Genomic DNA, 16,311 nt, shown 5'->3' with positions numbered 1-16,311 from the left:
AACCATGGCCACCATCGAAATCGACCACGTCAGCCGCTGGTTCGGCAATGTCGTCGCCGTCAACGACGTCACCATGACCATCGGCCCGGGCGTCACCGGACTGCTCGGCCCCAACGGCGCCGGCAAGTCCACCCTGATCAACATGATGGGCGGCTTCCTGTCGCCCTCCACCGGATCGGTCACGCTCGACGGCCGCCCGATCTGGAAGAACGAGGAGATCTACAAGGAGATCGGCCTCGTCCCCGAGCGGGAGGCGATGTACGACTTCCTCACCGGCTGGGAATTCGTGCTCGCCAACGCGGAGTTGCACGGCCTCGGCAAGAAGGCCGCCGAACTGGCCCTCGCCACGGTCGAGATGGAGTACGCGCAGGACCGCAAGATCGCCACGTACTCCAAGGGCATGCGCCAGCGCGTCAAGATGGCCTCCGCCCTGGTCCACGACCCGTCGGTGCTGCTGCTCGACGAGCCGTTCAACGGCATGGACCCGCGCCAGCGCATGCACCTCATGGACCTGCTGCGCAGGATGGGAGCCGAGGGCCGTACGGTCCTGTTCTCCTCGCACATCCTCGAAGAGGTCGAGCAGCTCGCCGCGCACATCGAGGTGATCGTGGCCGGACGCCACGCGGCCAGCGGCGACTTCCGCCGGATCCGCCGCCTCATGACCGACCGCCCGCACCGCTACACGGTCCGTTCCAGCAACGACCGCAAGCTGGCCGCCGCCCTCATCGCCGACCCGTCCACGGCGGGCATCGAGGTCGACCTCGCCGAGGGTGCGCTGCTCATCCAGGCCGTCGACTTCGGCCGCTTCACCGAACTGCTGCCGCGGGTCGCCCGCGACCAGGGCATCCGGCTGCTCACCGTCTCGCCCTCCGACGAGTCGCTCGAATCCGTCTTCTCCTACCTCGTCACGGCCTGAAGGGAGCCCGACCCATGTACAACCCCACCGTCGCCCGGCTCACCTACCGTGCTCTCCTCGGCCGCCGCCGCGCGCTCATCCTCTTCCTCCTGCCGGTCCTGCTCATCGCCATCTCGGTGGCGGTACGGGCGCTCACCGGCGCCGACGACCAGGTCGCCGCGGACCTCCTGGGCGGTTTCGCGCTCGCCACGATGGTGCCGCTCATCGGCGTCATCGCCGGTACGGGGGCGATCGGCCCGGAGATCGACGACGGCTCCGTCGTCTACCTCCTCTCCAAGCCGGTCAAGCGCCCCACGATCATCTTCACGAAGCTGATCGTCGCGATCGGCGTGACCATGGCCTTCTCGGCCATCCCCACGTTCATCGCGGGCATGATCCTCAACGGCAACGGCCAGCAGGTGGCGGTCGCGTACACCATCGCGGCCCTCGTCGCCTCGATCGCGTACGCCGCGCTCTTCCTGCTGCTCGGCACCCTCACCAAGCACGCGGTGGTCTTCGGCCTCGTCTACGCCCTGGTCTGGGAGGCCCTCTTCGGCTCCCTCGTCGCCGGCGCCCGCACCCTGTCCGTCCAGCAGTGGGCGCTCGCCCTCGCCGAGAAGGTCGCGGGCAGCGACCTGGTGAAGTCCGACGTGGGCCTGCCTGCCGCGGTCGTCCTCCTCGCCGCGGTCACGGGCCTCGCGACCTGGTACGCGGGCCAGAAGCTGCGCACGCTGACGCTGGCGGGCGAGGACTGAGCGCGCTCCTCACTCTCACCCTCGTCCCCAACCAGGCTCCGGGACCTACGACTTACGTAGGTCCCGGAGCCGTTCCGTCGCCTGATCTTTCCGTGCGCCCCCGCCCGTAGCGTCACTGCCATGCGTATCGGAATCCTCGGAACAGGCCATGTGGGCAAGGCGATCGCCGCCGGCGCGGCAGCGGCGGGACACGACGTCGTCTTCGGCTCACGCACCCCCGACACCCGTACGGACCTGGGGCACCCCGCCCTGCCCCTGGCGGACGCGGCCGCCGGCGCCGACCTTGTCGTCAACGCCCTGACCAGCAACGCCTCCCTGCCCACCCTCACCGCCCTCGCCGCCGCACTCGACGGCAAGGTGCTGCTCGACATCGGCGTGGATCTCACCGCCGAGCTCGGCCTCGCCCACCCGAACTCCAGCCTCGGCGAGAAACTGCAGGCCGCCCTGCCCGCCACCCACGTCGTCAAATCGCTGTGCACCATCGACCACGAGGCGATGGCCCAGCCCCTCAAGACCTTCGCCACGCCCACCACGATCTTCCTCTCGGGCGACGACGCGGCCGCGAAGGCGACCGTCGGCGCCTTCCTCGAAGACCTCGGCTGGGCCCCCGAGGACCAGCTCGACCTGGGCGGCATCACCACGGCCCGCGGCCAGGAACACTTCGCGCTGCTGTTCATGGCGGTCGGCGACGCCCTGCAGAACTACACGTTCAACTTCCAGCTGGTGAAACCGGTGGCCTGAGCCGCCGCCGGGAAGCGCTCCGGGCACCCACAGGTGATGATCAAGGGGTGACCGAGCCGTCCGCCCCCGCGCCGGAGCGCTCGCCCGAACCGTCCAGACCGGTACGGAGCTGGGTGCGCTCCGCACCGGGCACGCACGTATGGCTCCTGGTCATCTTCTGTACGAGCCTCGTGATCGTCTTCGCCACGGACCCGTACGAGACGTATCTGCTGCACCGCAACAGCAGCAACCTGGTCCAGCTGAACGAGCATCCCGTCCAGTCCCTGCTGCTCAGCGCCTTCTGGATCGAGAACCCCGGTTCGCTCCCGATGTACGTGGTGCTCTTCGAGCTGTTCCACGCCCGCGTGGAGCGTGCCGTGGGCACCCTGCGCTGGCTCCTTGTCGTCGCGACGGCGCACATCGCGGCGACTTTGATCAGCCAGAAGGTGGTCCTCCACCAGATCCAGCACCACGACGCCCCGCGCCACCTGATCCATGTCGTCGACATCGGCGTCTCCTACGGCCTCGCCGCCTCGGCCGGCCTCCTCACCTACCTCCTGCCCGGCCGCTGGAAATATCTCTACGCGGCCGCGGTCATCGCCTTCTTCGCCATCCCCCTGGCCGCGGACGCCACGTTCACGGACCTGGGCCACGCGATCGCGCTGGCGATCGGTTTCGCCTTCTGGCCGGTCACACGTGGTCGCAGCGCGGCCAATAATTCACTGGCGCGGTACGGGCGTTGACGGGCACAGTGGAGTTGTCCACCGCGCCGCGCCGTCGGCGCGCCACCCGCTGGGAGAGGAGCACGACGATGTCCATCTCGAGCTCGTCGAGCTCCCGACAGGGCAGTCCGCAGGCACCGGCTCCGGAGTAGTTCACCGCGCTCCGTGGCAGCCGCCCTGTGAACAGCCCGGGGCGGCTTTCTCGTGCGCCATGCCGCACGGGCCGCCCCTCCCGGAGGATTGGCCGAGTGGTAAGGCAGCGGTTTGCACTGTGTTCAATTCAGAGCGAGTCGTAGTCGGGGTTCACCCCCGCGCGCGTTCGATCCGCGCATCCTCCGCCAGTAAAAGTGCTCAGCGCAGTGGGGGCGCTCAGCCCAACACCCGCAGCAACACGGCCACATGACTGTGGCCGACATCCTTCGCCGCGGTCAGCAGCGTCACCGGGCCCTCGGCCACCTGTGTGCGCAGCTCGTCCAGCGCGGCCGCCGCCTCCGGCTCCGCCAGCTCCGCCTCGTAGCGCCGGGAGAACTCCTCGAACGTGCCCGCACCCGAGTGGAACCACTTGCGGAGCTCCGTCGACGGCGTGAGGTCCTTGGGCCATACGTCGATATGGGCGTCGGCCTTCGCGACACCGCGGGGCCACAACCGGTCCACCAGGACCCGGCGGCCGTCGGAGGGGGTGGGGGCCTCGTAGATACGGCTCGCACGGACTGTCATGCGTCGACCGTAAGGCCGCAGCCCCGCGCCCACACCTCAAGCGGTGAGCAACCGCTCCAGGACCACCGCGATGCCGTCCTCCTCGTTGGAGAGCGTCACCTCGTCCGCGACCGCCTTCAGCTCGTCGTGCGCGTTGGCCATCGCCACACCGTGCGCCGCCCAGCCGAACATCGGGATGTCGTTGGGCATGTCGCCGAACGCGATCGTGTCCGCGGCCTTCACGCCGAGGCGGCGGGCCGCGATGGCGAGGCCCGTGGCCTTCGACAGACCGAGCGGCAGGAGCTCCACGATGCCCGCCCCGGCCATCGTCACCCCGACCAGCTCGCCCGCGACGCGATGCGCCACGGCCCACAGCTCGTCGTCGGTGAGCCGCGGATGCTGCACGTACACCTTGTTGAGCGGCGTCGACCACAGCTCCGACGCGTCCTTGATCGGCACGTACGGCAGCGGGCCCTCCTGGGCCTGGTAGCCGGGGCCGATCAGGACGTCACCGTCCACACCGTCACGGCTCGCGGCCAGCGACAGCGGGCCGACCTCGGCCTCGATCTTGGCGAGCGCGAGACCGGCCAGCTGACGGTCGAGCGTGACGGAGGTCAGCAGCCGGTGCTCACCCGCGTGGTACACCTGCGCGCCCTGACCGCACACCGCGAGTCCCTCGTACCCGAGGTCGTCGAGGATGTGCCGGGTCCAGGGCACCGCACGGCCGGTGACGACGATGTGCGCCGCACCGGCCTCGGTGGCCGCCGCGAGGGCGTCCCTCGTGCGCTGCGAGACCGTGTGGTCGTCACGCAGCAGCGTGCCGTCCAGGTCGGTCGCGACCAGCTTGTACGGGAAGCCCTCGCCCTGCTGTGCTGAGCTCACTTGGCGACCGGCTCCAGGACCTCGCGGCCGCCGAGATAGGGACGCAGCACCTCGGGCACGCGCACCGAGCCGTCGGCCTGCTGGTGGTTCTCCAGGATCGCCACGATGGTGCGCGGAACGGCGCACAGCGTGCCGTTGAGCGTCGCGAGCGGCTTGACCTGCTTGCCGTCGCGCATACGGATCGACAGACGCCGCGACTGGAACTCGGTGCAGTCCGAGGTCGAGGTCAGCTCGCGGTACTTGCCCTGCGTCGGAATCCACGCCTCGCAGTCGAACTTGCGGGCCGCGGACGAGCCGAGGTCACCGGTGGCGACGTCGATGACGCGGTACGGCAGCTCCAGCGAGTCCAGCCACTGCTTCTCCCACTCCAGGAGACGCTGGTGCTCGGCCTGCGAGTCCGCCGGGTCGACGTACGAGAACATCTCGACCTTGTCGAACTGGTGGACCCGGAAGATGCCCCGGGTGTCCTTGCCGTGCGAACCGGCCTCGCGGCGGAAGCAGGGCGAGAAGCCCGCGTAGCGCAGCGGCAGCCGGTCGGCGTCGATGATCTCGTCCATGTGGTACGCGGCGAGCGCGACCTCGGACGTACCGACGAGGTACAGGTCGTCCTTGTCCAGGTGGTACACGTCGTCGGCGGCCTGGCCCAGGAAGCCCGTACCGGCCATCGACTGCGGGCGGACCAGCGCGGGCACCAGCATCGGCGTGAAGCCGGCCGCGGTGGCCTGCGCGATCGCCGCGTTGACCAGGGCCAGCTCCAGGAGGGCGCCCACACCGGTCAGGAAGTAGAAGCGCGAACCCGAGACCTTGGCGCCGCGCTCGACGTCGATCGCGCCGAGGATGTGGCCGAGCTCCAGGTGGTCCTTGGGCTCGAAGCCCTCCTCCGTGAAGTCACGGATCGTGCCGTGCGTCTCCAGGGTGACGAAGTCCTCCTCGCCGCCGACCGGGACGCCGGGGTGCACGAGGTTGCCCAGGCGCTGCAGCAGCTGCTCGGTCTCTGCCTTCGCCTTGTCCTGCTCGGCGTCGGCCTCCTTGACCGCGGCGGCCAGCTCCTTGGTCTTCTTCAGAAGCTCCTGGCGCTCCTCGGGCGAGGCCTTGGAGACGAGCTTGCCCATCGCCTTCTGCTCGGCGCGGAGTTCGTCGAAGCGGACGCCGGACGACCTGCGCCGTTCATCGGCGGAGATGAGGGAGTCGACGAGCGCGACGTCCTCACCACGGGCGCGCTGGGAAGCGCGGACACGGTCGGGGTCCTCACGGAGCAGGCGAAGGTCAATCACGCGCCCCAGGCTACCGGTGCGGTGGGGTCGTCCTCGAACGGTATTGGGCGCCGGGGTCCGCGCGGCGCATTAGGGTGACCGTATGTCGGCGACCCGCTACACGTACCTCGGCCCCGAAGGCACCTTCACGGAGGCCGCGCTGCGCACGCTGCCCGAGGCCGCGACGCGTGAGCTCGTGCCCATGGTCTCGGTGCCCGCCGCGCTGGACGCCGTACGAGGCGGGGAGGCGGCCGCCGCCCTCGTCCCGATCGAGAACTCCGTGGAGGGCGGCGTCACCGCCACCCTCGACGAGCTCGCCACCGGTGAACCGCTGATGATCTACCGCGAGGTGCTGCTGCCGATCGCGTTCGCGCTGCTCGTGCGGCCCGGCACGAAGCTCTCCGACATCAAGACGGTCACCGGGCACCCGGTCGCCCAGCCGCAGGTCCGCAACTGGCTGCGCGCCCACCTCCCCGACGCCCTGTGGGAGTCCGCCGCGTCCAACGCGGACGGGGCGCGGCTCGTGCAGGAGGGCCGGTTCGACGCGGCCTTCGCGGGCGAGTTCGCCGCCGCCACGTACGGCCTGGAAGCCCTGGTCACCGACATCCACGACGCCGAGAACGCCGAGACGCGCTTCGTGCTCGTCGGCCGCCCGGCCCGCCCCGCGGCCCCGACCGGCGCGGACAAGACCTCCGTCGTGATCTGGCTGGGCGACGACCACCCGGGCGCGCTGCTCGAACTGCTCCAGGAGTTCGCGGTGCGCGGGGTCAACCTGATGCTGATCCAGTCCCGTCCGACGGGCGCCGGCATCGGCAACTACTGCTTCGCCGTGGACGCCGAGGGCCATATCTCGGACCGCCGGGTGGGCGAGGCGCTCATGGGCCTGCGGCGGATCGTGCCGAAGCTCCGCTTCCTCGGCTCGTACCCGCGGGCGGGTGTCGCGCCCTCGGAGGTGCGCGCGCTGCGTCCCGGCACGACGGACGCCGACTTCGTCTCGGCCTCGGACTGGCTGACGCGGGCGCAGGACGGGCGGGCGTAAGCCCCCGTCAATGCCGTGGGGCGCGCTCCCCCATAGGGGCAAAGCGGTCATCCTGATTTGACTCAAGCCCCTTGTGCGGGGCGGTAGTTGCTCCATCTTATCCACAGCTGTCCACAGCCTCGGAAAGTTTTCCACAGGCTTGATCTCTGCTCTGTGGATTGCGGAACTGATCGTTCAGGCGGAGGCGGAAGACGCCTCAGGATGCCCGGTTCAAACCACCCGTACACATACTTTCGAGTGAGTTCGGGTCGCTCCAACGAGTTGATCAATGGAAACAGGCTGACGAAGGGTGACATGCCCGGCTGTGGACAGATCTGCTCCACAGGAGGTGATTTGTCGATCCCGTCATGGTTTGTTGTCGACTTGTCCCCAGGTCGAGACGTACCCCTGTGGAAAACTTCTGTGGACAGCGAAAATCCGCAGGTAGGACCGCGGCTCAGGCCTCCAGGAGGCGCTGCCCCACGTACTCGCCCTTGCCGGGGCCGCCCGGCACCGCGAAGAGTCCGCTCGCCTCGTGGCGGATGAACGCGGACAGCGCGTCACCGCGGTCGAGCTTGCGCTGCACCGCCGTGAAGCCGCGCAGCGGATCGGCCTGCCAGCAGATGAAGAGCAGCCCGGCGTCCGGGGTGCCGTCCGCGGCGATGCCGTCGTGGTACGAGAACGGGCGGCGCAGCATCGCCGCCCCGGCGTTCTGGTCGGGACGCGAGATCCGGGCGTGGGCGTCGACGGGGATGACGGCCTTGCCGTCGGCGTCGGCCTTGTCCAGATCGGGTTCCGTGGTCTCCGTGCCGCCCGTCAGCGGAGCGCCGTCCGCCTTCCGGCGTCCGATCACCTTCTCCTGGGCGCCGACCGACAGCCGCTCCCAGTCGTCGAGCAGCATCCGGATCCGGCGGAACACCGCGTACGAGCCGCCGGCCATCCACGCCGGACCGTCGCCCGACGACGGCACGAAGATCCGCTCGTCGAAGTCGGGCTCCGAGGGCTTCGGGTTGTTGGTCCCGTCGACCTGCCCCATCAGATTGCGGGCGGTCATGGGTGTGGCGGTCGCGCCGGGCGAGCGGTTGAAGCCGTTCATCTGCCAGCGCACCCGGGCCGCCGCGCCCGCGTCCTTCTGCAGGGCGCGCAGCGCGTCGAAGGCCACCAGTGCGTCGTCCGCGCCGATCTGCACCCACAGGTCGCCGTCGGAGCGCTTGGTGTCCAGGCGGTCCGAGGAGAACGGGGGCAGCGGGTCGAGCGCGTCGGGGCGCTGCTTCTCCAGGCCCGTGCGCGCGAAGAAGCTGTGGCCGAAGCCGAAAGTGACGGTCAGCGAGGACGGGCCCGCGTCCAGGGCGATGGCCGTGGCACCGTCCGAGACCTCGCCCCGCATCAGCCGCTTCGCCGTCGCCGACCAGCGGCGCAGCAGCGCGGCCGCCTCCTTGCGGCCCGCGCCCGCTGCGAGGTCGAACGCGACGAGGTGGCCCTTGGCCTGCAGGGGCGTGAGGATGCCGGGCTGGTGGGCGCCGCCCCAGGCGACCTCGGTCGCGCCGAGGCTGCTCAGCGCGGTCGGCGCGTCCGGCGCGGCGACGGCGTAGCCGGCCGCGCCGCCCGCCGCCCCGAGCACGAGGCCGCCCGCGCCGACGGCACCGGCGGTGCCGAGGAGCCGACGCCGCGAGATGCCCTCGGCGGCTTCCGAGGCACCGGCTTCCGAGGCGCGGGCCTCCGAGGCGCCGGCCGCCTCAGCCGCCTCAGCCGCCTCAGCCACCCCGCCCACTTCAGCCACCCCGCCCACCTCGGACAAGATCTCGCCATCCTTGCCGTCCCGCATGCCGTCTCAGCCGATCTTCACGTTCTTGCGCACGGTCACCTGGTCGATGTCCGAGGTGCGCACGGTCACCGACAGGTCCCATTCGCCGCCCATCGGGATCTGCACCCCGGTCGCCGCCCAGTGTCCGGTGACGATGCGGTCGGGTGTGACGGGCAGCGGGCCGATGTCCTTCGCCTCCAGGGTGAAGGAGACCTTGACCTCGGGAAGGTCGAAGGGCTTGCCGTTGGGGCGCGTGGCCCACACGTGCAGCTCGTTGGAGCCCGTACGGCCCGGGGTCAGGTCGATGCGGACCTTGCCCTTGCCGTCCTCGCCCTTGGTGTCGAACGGCAGCGTGAGGTCGAGCGGCTGGTTCACGGCCGCCGGGGCTGCGGCGCCCGCCGACTCCTCCACGGTCCGCCCGGGTTCGGTCGAGGTGAGCACGGTCGTGACCGCGAGCAGCACCACCGCCACACCCGCTTCGGCGAGCACCGAACGCCGCAGTCCCGCACGGCCCGGGTCCGCGTCCCGCAGCTGCTTCTCGCGGGCGGCGGCCACCGCGGCCTGCTGGCGCGCGAGCTGAGCGGCCCGCTTGGGGTTCTTCGGCGTCTTGCCCGAGGAACTGCCGGTGCCCGAGGAACTGCCGGAGCCACCCGCGCCCGCGGTCACCTTGGACCGCTGCTCGACGATGGTCGCCGTGCGCTCCGCGGGCAGTTCCGCGAGCCGCGCCGTCCAGCGCCGCGAGATCCAGCCGATGCCGAGCAGGACCACGATCAGGCCGATCTTGACGAGCAGCAGCTGCCCGTACGCCGTCCCGGTCAGCGCCGACCACGAGCCGACCTGCCGCCACGACTGGTAGATGCCGGTCGCCGCGAGGACGACCACCGACCAGAACGCGAGCGAGGAGAAGCGGCGCGCTCCCGCCGCGTCGAAGGACGGCACCTTGAACAGCGCCACGAGCAGCGCCGTCAGACCGCCGAGCCAGGTGGCCACGGCGAGCAGGTGCACGACGTCGACGGGCATCGCGATCCCCGTCTGGATGCCGCTGGACGCGTGCTCGGCGAGCGCCCACGTCGAGGCGATGCCCGCCGCGACCACGGAGCCGCCGATCGCGAGACCGAAGGTCAGGTCCCGCTTCTCCTTCTCGTCCTCGCGCTTCGCGTACGCCCCGAAGAGGACAGCGATGAACAGCGCCGCGGCCGCGAGGAGCAGCAGACGGGAGACGAGCGCGGCGCCGGTCTTGGTCTCCAGGACCGCGCCGATCGATCCGAGGTCGAAGACGTCGGAGAGCTTCCCGCCGTCCTGGTACGGGCCGCGCAGCATCAGCAGCGCGAGCGTGGCCGCGGTCAGTCCGACCCAGCCGTACGCGACAAGGCGCTGCAGCGGACGGGCCGTCGCGCCCTTCGGCCAGCAGATCAGCACGAAGGCCGCGCCGCCCGCCATCAGTACGAAGGCCGCGTACGAGACGTAGCGCGCGATGCCGTACAGGACACCGACCGCGCCGCCGCCGGCCTCCTGCCCGGAGAGTTCGACGGAGGTGTCGGAGGGCGCGCCGATCGAGAAGCTGAACGCGCCCGAGACCGGGTGGCTGTCGGTGGAGACGGCCTTCCAGGCCACGGTGAACGTGCCGTCGGGCAGCCCGGCGACCAGGCGCTTCTCGTACGAAGCGGTACTGCCGCTGCTGACGTCCTTGATCTCGCCGGTGTCGACCCGCTTGCCCTTGGGGTCGAGCACCCGCACCGAGTCGGCCGACATCGCGACCTTCTCGGAGAAGTGCAGCGTCACTTTCTCGGGGGCCTGCTGCACCACCGACCCCTGCCCGGGATCGGTCCCGGTGAGCGCCGCGTGGGCCGAGGCCGGTGCGGCGCCGGCGAGCAGCGCTCCGGCGACGGCCACGAACAGCAGCAGGAACTGCACGAGCGGATGGCGGGTCGCGCGCGTGCGAGGGGCGGTGGGCAGCATGGCTTGCGGTCCCCTTCTCTCAGCTGTTCTTCGGGTTGTACGTGGCTTCCTTGACCTCGAGTTCGGCCGTCAGCGGGTCCGACTTCTCGAAGCGCAGTTCCACCTCGACCTTGTCGCCGACCTTCGGCAGATGGTCGAGCTTCATGAACATCAGGTGGTTGCCGCCGCGCTCGAAGTCGAGCTCGCCGTTCGCCGGGATGTCGAAGGACTTGACCTGCTGCATCTTCTGGCCGACGGTGCGGTGCCCGATCGTCTCCTCGGCGAGCGGGCTGCTGATCGAGACCAGCTTGTCCGCGCCGCCCTTGTTGACGATGGTCAGGAAGCCGCCCGCCATGTCCTTGAGCGCGGGCTTCGGGATGAACCCGTCGCGCACGCTCAACCGGGGAGCGGAGTCCCCGGCGTCCGACGAACAGCCGGTGAGCGCGAGTGCGGTGCCGACGGCTATCGCGCAGGCGAGGTCGGTGGTGCGGCGCCTCACGGCTTGGCCCCCTTCATGATCTTCGGGAGGTCCTTGGCGTAGTCGTCCGCGGTGGCTTCCTCTGCGTTGTAGAGGACGTACCCCGCGTCGGTCTTCGGCGAGAACGCGACGACCTGCTTGCCGTGCGTCGACGTGATCGAGCCGTCCTTCTCCTTGACCGGCGGCTCGATGGTGATGCCGAGCGTGCGGGCGCTGGCCTGGACGGTCGGGAAGTCGCCGGTCAGACCGATGAAGGACGGGTCCTGCGACTTCATCCACTTGCCCAGGTGCTCGGGGGTGTCCCGTTCCGGGTCGGTGGAGACCATGATGACCTTCAGCTCGGCGAGCTCGGCCTTCGGGAGCTTCTTCTCCAGCTCCTTCTTGGCGACCGCGAGATTGCTCATGGCCAGCGGACAGACGTCCGGGCAGTGCGTGTAGCCGAAGTAGAGGAGCGTCGGCTTGCCCTTCGTCTGCTCGCGCAGATCGAACTCCTTGCCGTCGGTGTCCGTGAGGACCATGTCCGGCTTCTCGAAGGGCTGGTCGATGACGGTGGCCGCCTTGTCCTCGGACTGCTCCGACACGGCGGCGGGCGTGTCGCCGCCGTCACCCCCGCTGCCGCACGCGGTGAGCGTGAACGAGGCGGCGGCGAGCAGGGCGACGGCGGCAAGGTGCTTGGTGCGCATGGTGAATGGTCCCAAAGGGGGTCAGTTGGAGCTCGGGGTGGTCCGGCGGCGTCCGGCCAGGACGCCGAACGCGACGCCCGCGGCACCCACCAGGATGCCCACGACGCCGAGCACGCGGGCCGTGCCGTCGCTGGTGTCGGCGGCGGCGGTCTCCTCGGCGTGGCCCGCCTTGTCGTCGGTGCTGGAGGCCTTGTCGGCGGAGGCCGCGCCGCCGTGGCCGTCGCCGCCGTCGGTCAGCTTGAGGACGGGCGCCGGCTTCTCCGGCTCCTCGCCGCCCTTGACCGGCTCCTCGATCCAGCGCACGACTTCCTTGTCGCTGTAGGTCTGCAGCGCCTTGAACACCATCTGGTCGGCGTCCTCGGGCAGCTGGCCGAGCGACAGCGGGAACTGCTGGAACGTGCCGGGCTCGATGCCCTCGTCGTCCGCGGTCCAGGTGACCTTGGAGACGGCCTCGTCGATCTTGTTGCCGTGCATTTCGATCGGCTTGTCCAGCTTGGCCTTGGTGACCTTGATGTCCCAGCCGGGCACGGGCTGCGGCATCACGGACGCCAGCGGCTGGTCGGTGGGGAAGCTGACCTCGAGCTTCACGGTCGACGCCTCGTCGGACTCGTTGGGCACCTTGAAGTTGACGGTGGCGTACGAGCCCTTGGCGGCCTCGCCCTGCGGCTGCACGGAGACGTGCGCGAAGGCGGTGCCGGAGAGCAGGACGACGGAACCGGCGGCGACGGCGGACGCGGTCAGAACACGGGTGATCTTCATGGCGGAAACTCCACTCGGCAGGGATGACAGGTGTCGGGAAGCGCGTCGGCCGCAGTACGGCCGCGCGCGAACGCCGCGCGACACCTTCTGCCTCGGTGGTGCAGCAGGCGCGCGTCAGGCGGCGGGGACGAACGCCGCCGCGGGCGGTCCGCGCCGGATCACCGTGTGCGCGAGTGCGGTGACACGGGGCCTCGCCGGGGCGTCCGGCGTGGTCCGGTGGGTGGTGAGGGCGGGCGCCGGGACTCCGGGCAGCCCGCTGTGCAGGGCCCGTACGAGAGACAGCGCGGCGCGCAGCGCGCGGACGAGCGCTCCCTGTGCGACCCCTTCGGCGCCGTGCACCGACAGGTCGACGAGCCGCGTCACCGCGAGGTCGCCGAGGCGCAGCAGCCGGCCGAGGGCGAGTGCGGCCAGCAGGTGGCCGGTCAGCATCGGAAGGTCGGGCAGCAGCCCCGCGTGCTCCGCCTGGTCCGCGCTCGCGCCCGTCAGGTGCTCGGCGTGCGGCGCGGCCGCCACCAGCTGCCCGTAGCCGAACAGGCAGTGCAGCCCGAGCTGGCCCACCGCGAGCGCCCCGCTGATCACCGCCGAGGAACGCGCCCGCCCGGCGAACGGCACGGCGGCCGTGAGCGAGAGCAGGAACCCGAGGGCGAGCGACCACAGGGGTACGGCGCCGTGCGAGGCGAGAACATGGCCCCCCGCGGACAACGCGACACAGACCGTGGCGAACGCCACGGCCCTCAGCAGCCGGAACTCCGTTCCCGGCCGCGGTGCCTGCGGGTGGGGGGCAGTCATGACCGGCTCATCATCGCACTGGGCTCCGCCCCTCCGTACGGCAGGTCCGCAAGGTCCGGAACGCTCCGTTCTGCACGCTCCGAACCGCTTCCCGGTGGTTCCCTTACACCCGGTGCTGTATCCGCGACATCCGCCGTATGGGCGGGATCACGTCAACTGGGCGATTGCGCACGGCCGTAGGCGGCAATACGTATCCGTATGCCGAGCCGCAGCCAGGAGGCCAGAGCCATGAGCCTTTGGTGGTCACTCCACTTGCGGCGGGAGGCTGCCAGCGTTCCGTACGCCCGGCGGCATCTGCTGGGCGAGATGGACACCGCGGGCGTCGACCCCGATGTCTCGTACGACCTGTCCGTGGCACTCACCGAGGCCTGTGCCAACGCGGTGGAGCACGGCGCCGCCGCCCACCGCACCGCGCAGGACGAGTACCGGGTCACCGCCTATCTGGACGGTGAGAAGTGCCGGATCGAGGTGGCCGACTCGGGCCCTGGCTTCCCGCCCGCGGCGGTCCGCCGCCCCGTGGCGCGCAAGCCCGCCCCCGTGGCCCAGGAGTACGGGCGCGGCCTCGATCTGATCGAGGAGCTCGCCGACCATGTGTCCTTCGCCAACCGGGGTGGCGCGGTGGTCAGTTTCGACAAGGTCCTCAAGTGGCGTGAGGGCGCACCGCGCGTGCCGGCCTGAGCCGAGCGCGGAGCCGAGCGCCCCGGCCGTTGTGGACCGGGGCGCGGGGGGATTCCGAGGGGTGGCCGGATTCCGAGGGGTGGCCGGCTACTTGCCGAGCGCGGACAGGCCCGCCCGGGCGAAGGCCTCGTCCTGGTCGCCGCTCGGCGCCCCGCCGACGCCGATGCCGGCGAGACACGTCGGCTCGCCCGGGACGGGCACACCGCCGCCGAGGAAGAGCGAACCGGGCAGGTCGCGCAGGCCCGGGTTGGTGGCGAGCCGCTCGGCGAGCACCGAGGTCGGCGTGCAGAAGTGCGCGGCGGTCGCGGCCTTGCGGACCGCGGACTCCATGGTCAGCGGTCCGGCGCCGTCCCCGCGGACCTGCGCGATGACCGTGCCGTTGCGGTCCACGATCGCGACGCTGACCCGCTGGCCCGCGGCCTTCGCGGCCGCCAGCGTGCGCTGGGCGATCTTGAGCGCGGCGGGCGCCGAGACATGGCTGTCGCGGTACATCCAGGACGGCGAGGTGGCCGATGCGCCGGCGGCGGGCGGGGTGTCGGAGGCCGCCGCGGGCAGTACCGAGGAGACCGTGGCGGCCGCGGCGAGCAGCAGGGCGCAGACGGTGGTTCGAGTGGACATGACGCTCCTTGCGACGGGAGGCGAATCGTTCACCTCGCTCGCCGTGCATCGTCGGCGCCGCCCCGCCGGATTCAGCCGCCGGTCGGATGATCGCCCGCGGGGATCAGTCGATCGAGCGACGAGAACCGAGGCCGGATGGGCTGCGGGTCCGCGTCTCAGCCCACCCGTCCCGCCCACCCCACCCGGTCACCCCTGCGCAAGCACCGAACAAAGCGCCTCCACCGCCGCCTCGTACGCGTGCTCGGGTGACGCCGCGTACCCCACGACGAGGCCGTCGGGAGCGGGCCCGGGTGCGTCCGGATGCCGGAAGGCCGAGAGGCCGTCGAGGGCGATCCCGGCCCGGGACGCCTTGTGCAGCACGCTCTTCTCCGTGCCGGGCGGCAGCCGCAGCACCACGTGCAGTCCGGCCGCGATGCCCGCCACGGACACCCGCGGCGCCCGCTCGGCCAGCGCGCCGAGCAGCCGGTCACGCCGCCCCCGGTAGCGCTGCCGCATCCGGCGCACATGCCGGTCGTACGCCCCGGATGTGAGGAACTCCGCGAGCGTCAGCTGGTCGAGCGCGCTCGCCCACGCCTCCCGTTCGCCCTTGACCGCGAGCACCTCGTCGACGAGATGCCCGGGCAGCACCATCCAGCCGAGCCGTACCGCGGGCGACAGGCTCTTGCTCACCGAGCCGAGGTAGATGACGCGCTCGGGGTCGAGTCCCTGGACGGCGCCCACCGGTTCGCGGTCGTAGCGGAACTCCCCGTCGTAGTCGTCCTCCAGGACGAGCCCGCCGCGGCGCCGCGCCCAGTCCACCGCGGCCGCCCGCCGCCCGGGCGCCAGCGGCCCGCCGGTCGGGAACTGGTGCGCCGGGGTGAGCAGCATGTGCCGCGCGCCGGACGTCAACTCCTCGATCCGGGCGCCCTGTCGGTCGACCTCGACCGGCACGGTGCGGACGGAGGCGGCGGCAAGCAGGGCGCGGTGGAAGCCGAGCCCGTACGCCTCGACGGCCAGAGGGCCGCGCAGCACGCCGCGCCCCGAGCCGCCCACGCCACCGAACAGCAGCCGCAGCCCGTGCGCGAACCCGGAGCAGACGACGATCAGCTCGGGCGAGGTCCGCACGCCCCGCACCCGCCCCAGGTACTCGGCGAGCGCCGCGCGCAGCTCGGGCCGCCCGCGCGGATCGCCGGGCCCGAAGGCCTCGTTGGGTGCGGCCAGCAGTGCGCGGCGGGACGCGGACGCCCATGCCGTGCGCGGGAAGGAACCGGCGTCGGGCATGCCCTGCCCGAGATCGTGCACCACTTTGCGCGGCACCCGCGCGGGCGGGACGGCGCCGCTCCCACCGGGCACGGCCCGCGACGCCACCCGCGTCCCCGACCCCTGCCGCGCGGTCAGCCAGCCCTCGGCGACCAGTTCGGCGTACGCGCTCGCGACCGTGTTGCGGGTGAGCCCGAGGTCCGCGGCGAGCGAACGGTACGGCGGCAGCTTCTGCCCCGGCCGCAGCCGCCCCTCGCGCACGGCGGCGCGCAGCGCACGGATCAGTGCCGCGCGCCTGCTGCCCCCGGCGCCGAGCTCCAGATGCAGATCGGCGCCGATCCCCGCGGCCTGCTCGGCCCAGCTGTCCGCCATGCACCCGAACAT

General features: G+C 71.4%; 17 protein-coding genes and 1 tRNA gene. 7 read left to right on the top strand and 11 right to left on the bottom strand.

Features of this window, described 5'->3' with window-relative positions:
• Positions 1-4: 4 nt before the first annotated feature.
• From ACIBI4_RS32385 to ACIBI4_RS32365, 5 genes are all read left to right on the top strand, one after another.
• On the top strand, positions 5-916 hold the full coding sequence (locus ACIBI4_RS32385) for an ABC transporter ATP-binding protein (RefSeq protein ID WP_399207757.1): 912 nt from the start codon (positions 5-7) through the stop codon (positions 914-916).
• 14 nt (positions 917-930) lie between these two features.
• Positions 931-1,650 carry an ABC transporter permease subunit gene (locus ACIBI4_RS32380; protein WP_399207756.1) on the top strand — a complete coding sequence of 240 codons (720 nt, stop codon included), beginning with the start codon at positions 931-933 and terminating at the stop codon, positions 1,648-1,650.
• 81 nt (positions 1,651-1,731) lie between these two features.
• Positions 1,732-2,391 (top strand): NADPH-dependent F420 reductase, encoded by a 660-nt coding sequence (locus tag ACIBI4_RS32375; protein ID WP_399207781.1) that lies wholly within the window; start codon positions 1,732-1,734, stop codon positions 2,389-2,391.
• A gap of 47 nt (positions 2,392-2,438) precedes the next feature.
• The gene (locus ACIBI4_RS32370) at positions 2,439-3,113 is read left to right on the top strand and encodes a rhomboid-like protein (protein WP_399207755.1); all 675 of its coding nucleotides are present in this window, start codon (positions 2,439-2,441) and stop codon (positions 3,111-3,113) included.
• A gap of 213 nt (positions 3,114-3,326) precedes the next feature.
• A tRNA-OTHER gene (locus ACIBI4_RS32365) sits at positions 3,327-3,433 on the top strand.
• Between the two features lie 28 nt (positions 3,434-3,461).
• On the opposite strand, the gene ACIBI4_RS32360 is transcribed toward ACIBI4_RS32365, so the two are convergent.
• The 3 genes from ACIBI4_RS32360 to serS are packed head-to-tail and all read right to left on the bottom strand — an operon-like array spanning position 3,462 to position 5,944.
• A complete protein-coding gene (locus ACIBI4_RS32360) occupies positions 3,462-3,809 on the bottom strand; it encodes a DUF488 domain-containing protein (RefSeq protein ID WP_399207754.1) in 348 nt (115 codons plus the stop codon).
• Between the two features lie 36 nt (positions 3,810-3,845).
• Entirely contained in the window at positions 3,846-4,670 is an 825-nt protein-coding gene (locus ACIBI4_RS32355; RefSeq protein WP_399207753.1) for an HAD family hydrolase, read from the bottom strand.
• Entirely contained in the window at positions 4,667-5,944 is a 1,278-nt protein-coding gene (serS, locus tag ACIBI4_RS32350) for a serine--tRNA ligase (protein WP_399207752.1), read from the bottom strand. Before serS ends, ACIBI4_RS32355 begins: the two co-directional genes overlap by 4 nt.
• A gap of 82 nt (positions 5,945-6,026) precedes the next feature.
• Between serS and pheA the strand changes: the two genes are divergently transcribed.
• On the top strand, positions 6,027-6,962 hold the full coding sequence (gene pheA / locus ACIBI4_RS32345) for a prephenate dehydratase (RefSeq protein WP_399207751.1): 936 nt from the start codon (positions 6,027-6,029) through the stop codon (positions 6,960-6,962).
• Positions 6,963-7,398: 436 nt separating this feature from the next.
• On the opposite strand, the gene efeB is transcribed toward pheA, so the two are convergent.
• From efeB to ACIBI4_RS32315, 6 genes are all read right to left on the bottom strand, one after another.
• Positions 7,399-8,703, bottom strand: a complete 1,305-nt coding sequence (gene efeB, locus ACIBI4_RS32340) for an iron uptake transporter deferrochelatase/peroxidase subunit (protein WP_399207750.1) — start codon at positions 8,701-8,703, stop codon at positions 7,399-7,401.
• Between the two features lie 69 nt (positions 8,704-8,772).
• Positions 8,773-10,704, bottom strand: coding sequence for a copper resistance CopC/CopD family protein (locus tag ACIBI4_RS32335; protein WP_399207749.1), 1,932 nt, complete (start codon positions 10,702-10,704; stop codon positions 8,773-8,775).
• 19 nt (positions 10,705-10,723) lie between these two features.
• A complete protein-coding gene (locus ACIBI4_RS32330; protein ID WP_399207747.1) occupies positions 10,724-11,182 on the bottom strand; it encodes a copper chaperone PCu(A)C in 459 nt (152 codons plus the stop codon).
• On the bottom strand, positions 11,179-11,844 hold the full coding sequence (locus tag ACIBI4_RS32325; protein ID WP_399207745.1) for an SCO family protein: 666 nt from the start codon (positions 11,842-11,844) through the stop codon (positions 11,179-11,181). The genes ACIBI4_RS32330 and ACIBI4_RS32325 overlap by 4 nt, the downstream gene beginning before the upstream one ends.
• Positions 11,845-11,865: 21 nt before the next feature.
• Positions 11,866-12,603 carry a YcnI family protein gene (locus ACIBI4_RS32320; RefSeq protein ID WP_399207743.1) on the bottom strand — a complete coding sequence of 246 codons (738 nt, stop codon included), beginning with the start codon at positions 12,601-12,603 and terminating at the stop codon, positions 11,866-11,868.
• Positions 12,604-12,717: 114 nt separating this feature from the next.
• Positions 12,718-13,392 carry a hypothetical protein gene (locus ACIBI4_RS32315; protein ID WP_399207742.1) on the bottom strand — a complete coding sequence of 225 codons (675 nt, stop codon included), beginning with the start codon at positions 13,390-13,392 and terminating at the stop codon, positions 12,718-12,720.
• A 228-nt stretch (positions 13,393-13,620) separates the two neighbouring features.
• Here ACIBI4_RS32315 and ACIBI4_RS32310 point away from each other — a divergent pair, with 228 nt between their 5' ends.
• Positions 13,621-14,070: an ATP-binding protein gene (locus ACIBI4_RS32310; RefSeq protein ID WP_399207741.1), complete on the top strand. Its 450-nt coding sequence runs from the start codon at positions 13,621-13,623 to the stop codon at positions 14,068-14,070.
• 87 nt (positions 14,071-14,157) lie between these two features.
• Here the strand turns inward: ACIBI4_RS32310 and ACIBI4_RS32305 are convergent, their stop codons facing one another.
• Both ACIBI4_RS32305 and ACIBI4_RS32300 read right to left on the bottom strand, forming a co-directional pair.
• Positions 14,158-14,688: a heme-binding protein gene (locus ACIBI4_RS32305; protein ID WP_399207740.1), complete on the bottom strand. Its 531-nt coding sequence runs from the start codon at positions 14,686-14,688 to the stop codon at positions 14,158-14,160.
• Positions 14,689-14,874: 186 nt separating this feature from the next.
• A complete protein-coding gene (locus tag ACIBI4_RS32300; RefSeq protein WP_399207739.1) occupies positions 14,875-16,299 on the bottom strand; it encodes a PLP-dependent aminotransferase family protein in 1,425 nt (474 codons plus the stop codon).
• Between the last annotated feature and the right edge of the window lie 12 nt (positions 16,300-16,311).

It is taken from the genome of Streptomyces sp. NPDC050418 (assembly GCF_044458745.1).
Taxonomy (GTDB): Bacteria; Actinomycetota; Actinomycetes; order Streptomycetales; family Streptomycetaceae; genus Streptomyces.
The sequence above is the reverse complement of the archived record's forward strand: the minus strand, read 5'-3'. Positions and strand labels throughout refer to the sequence as shown.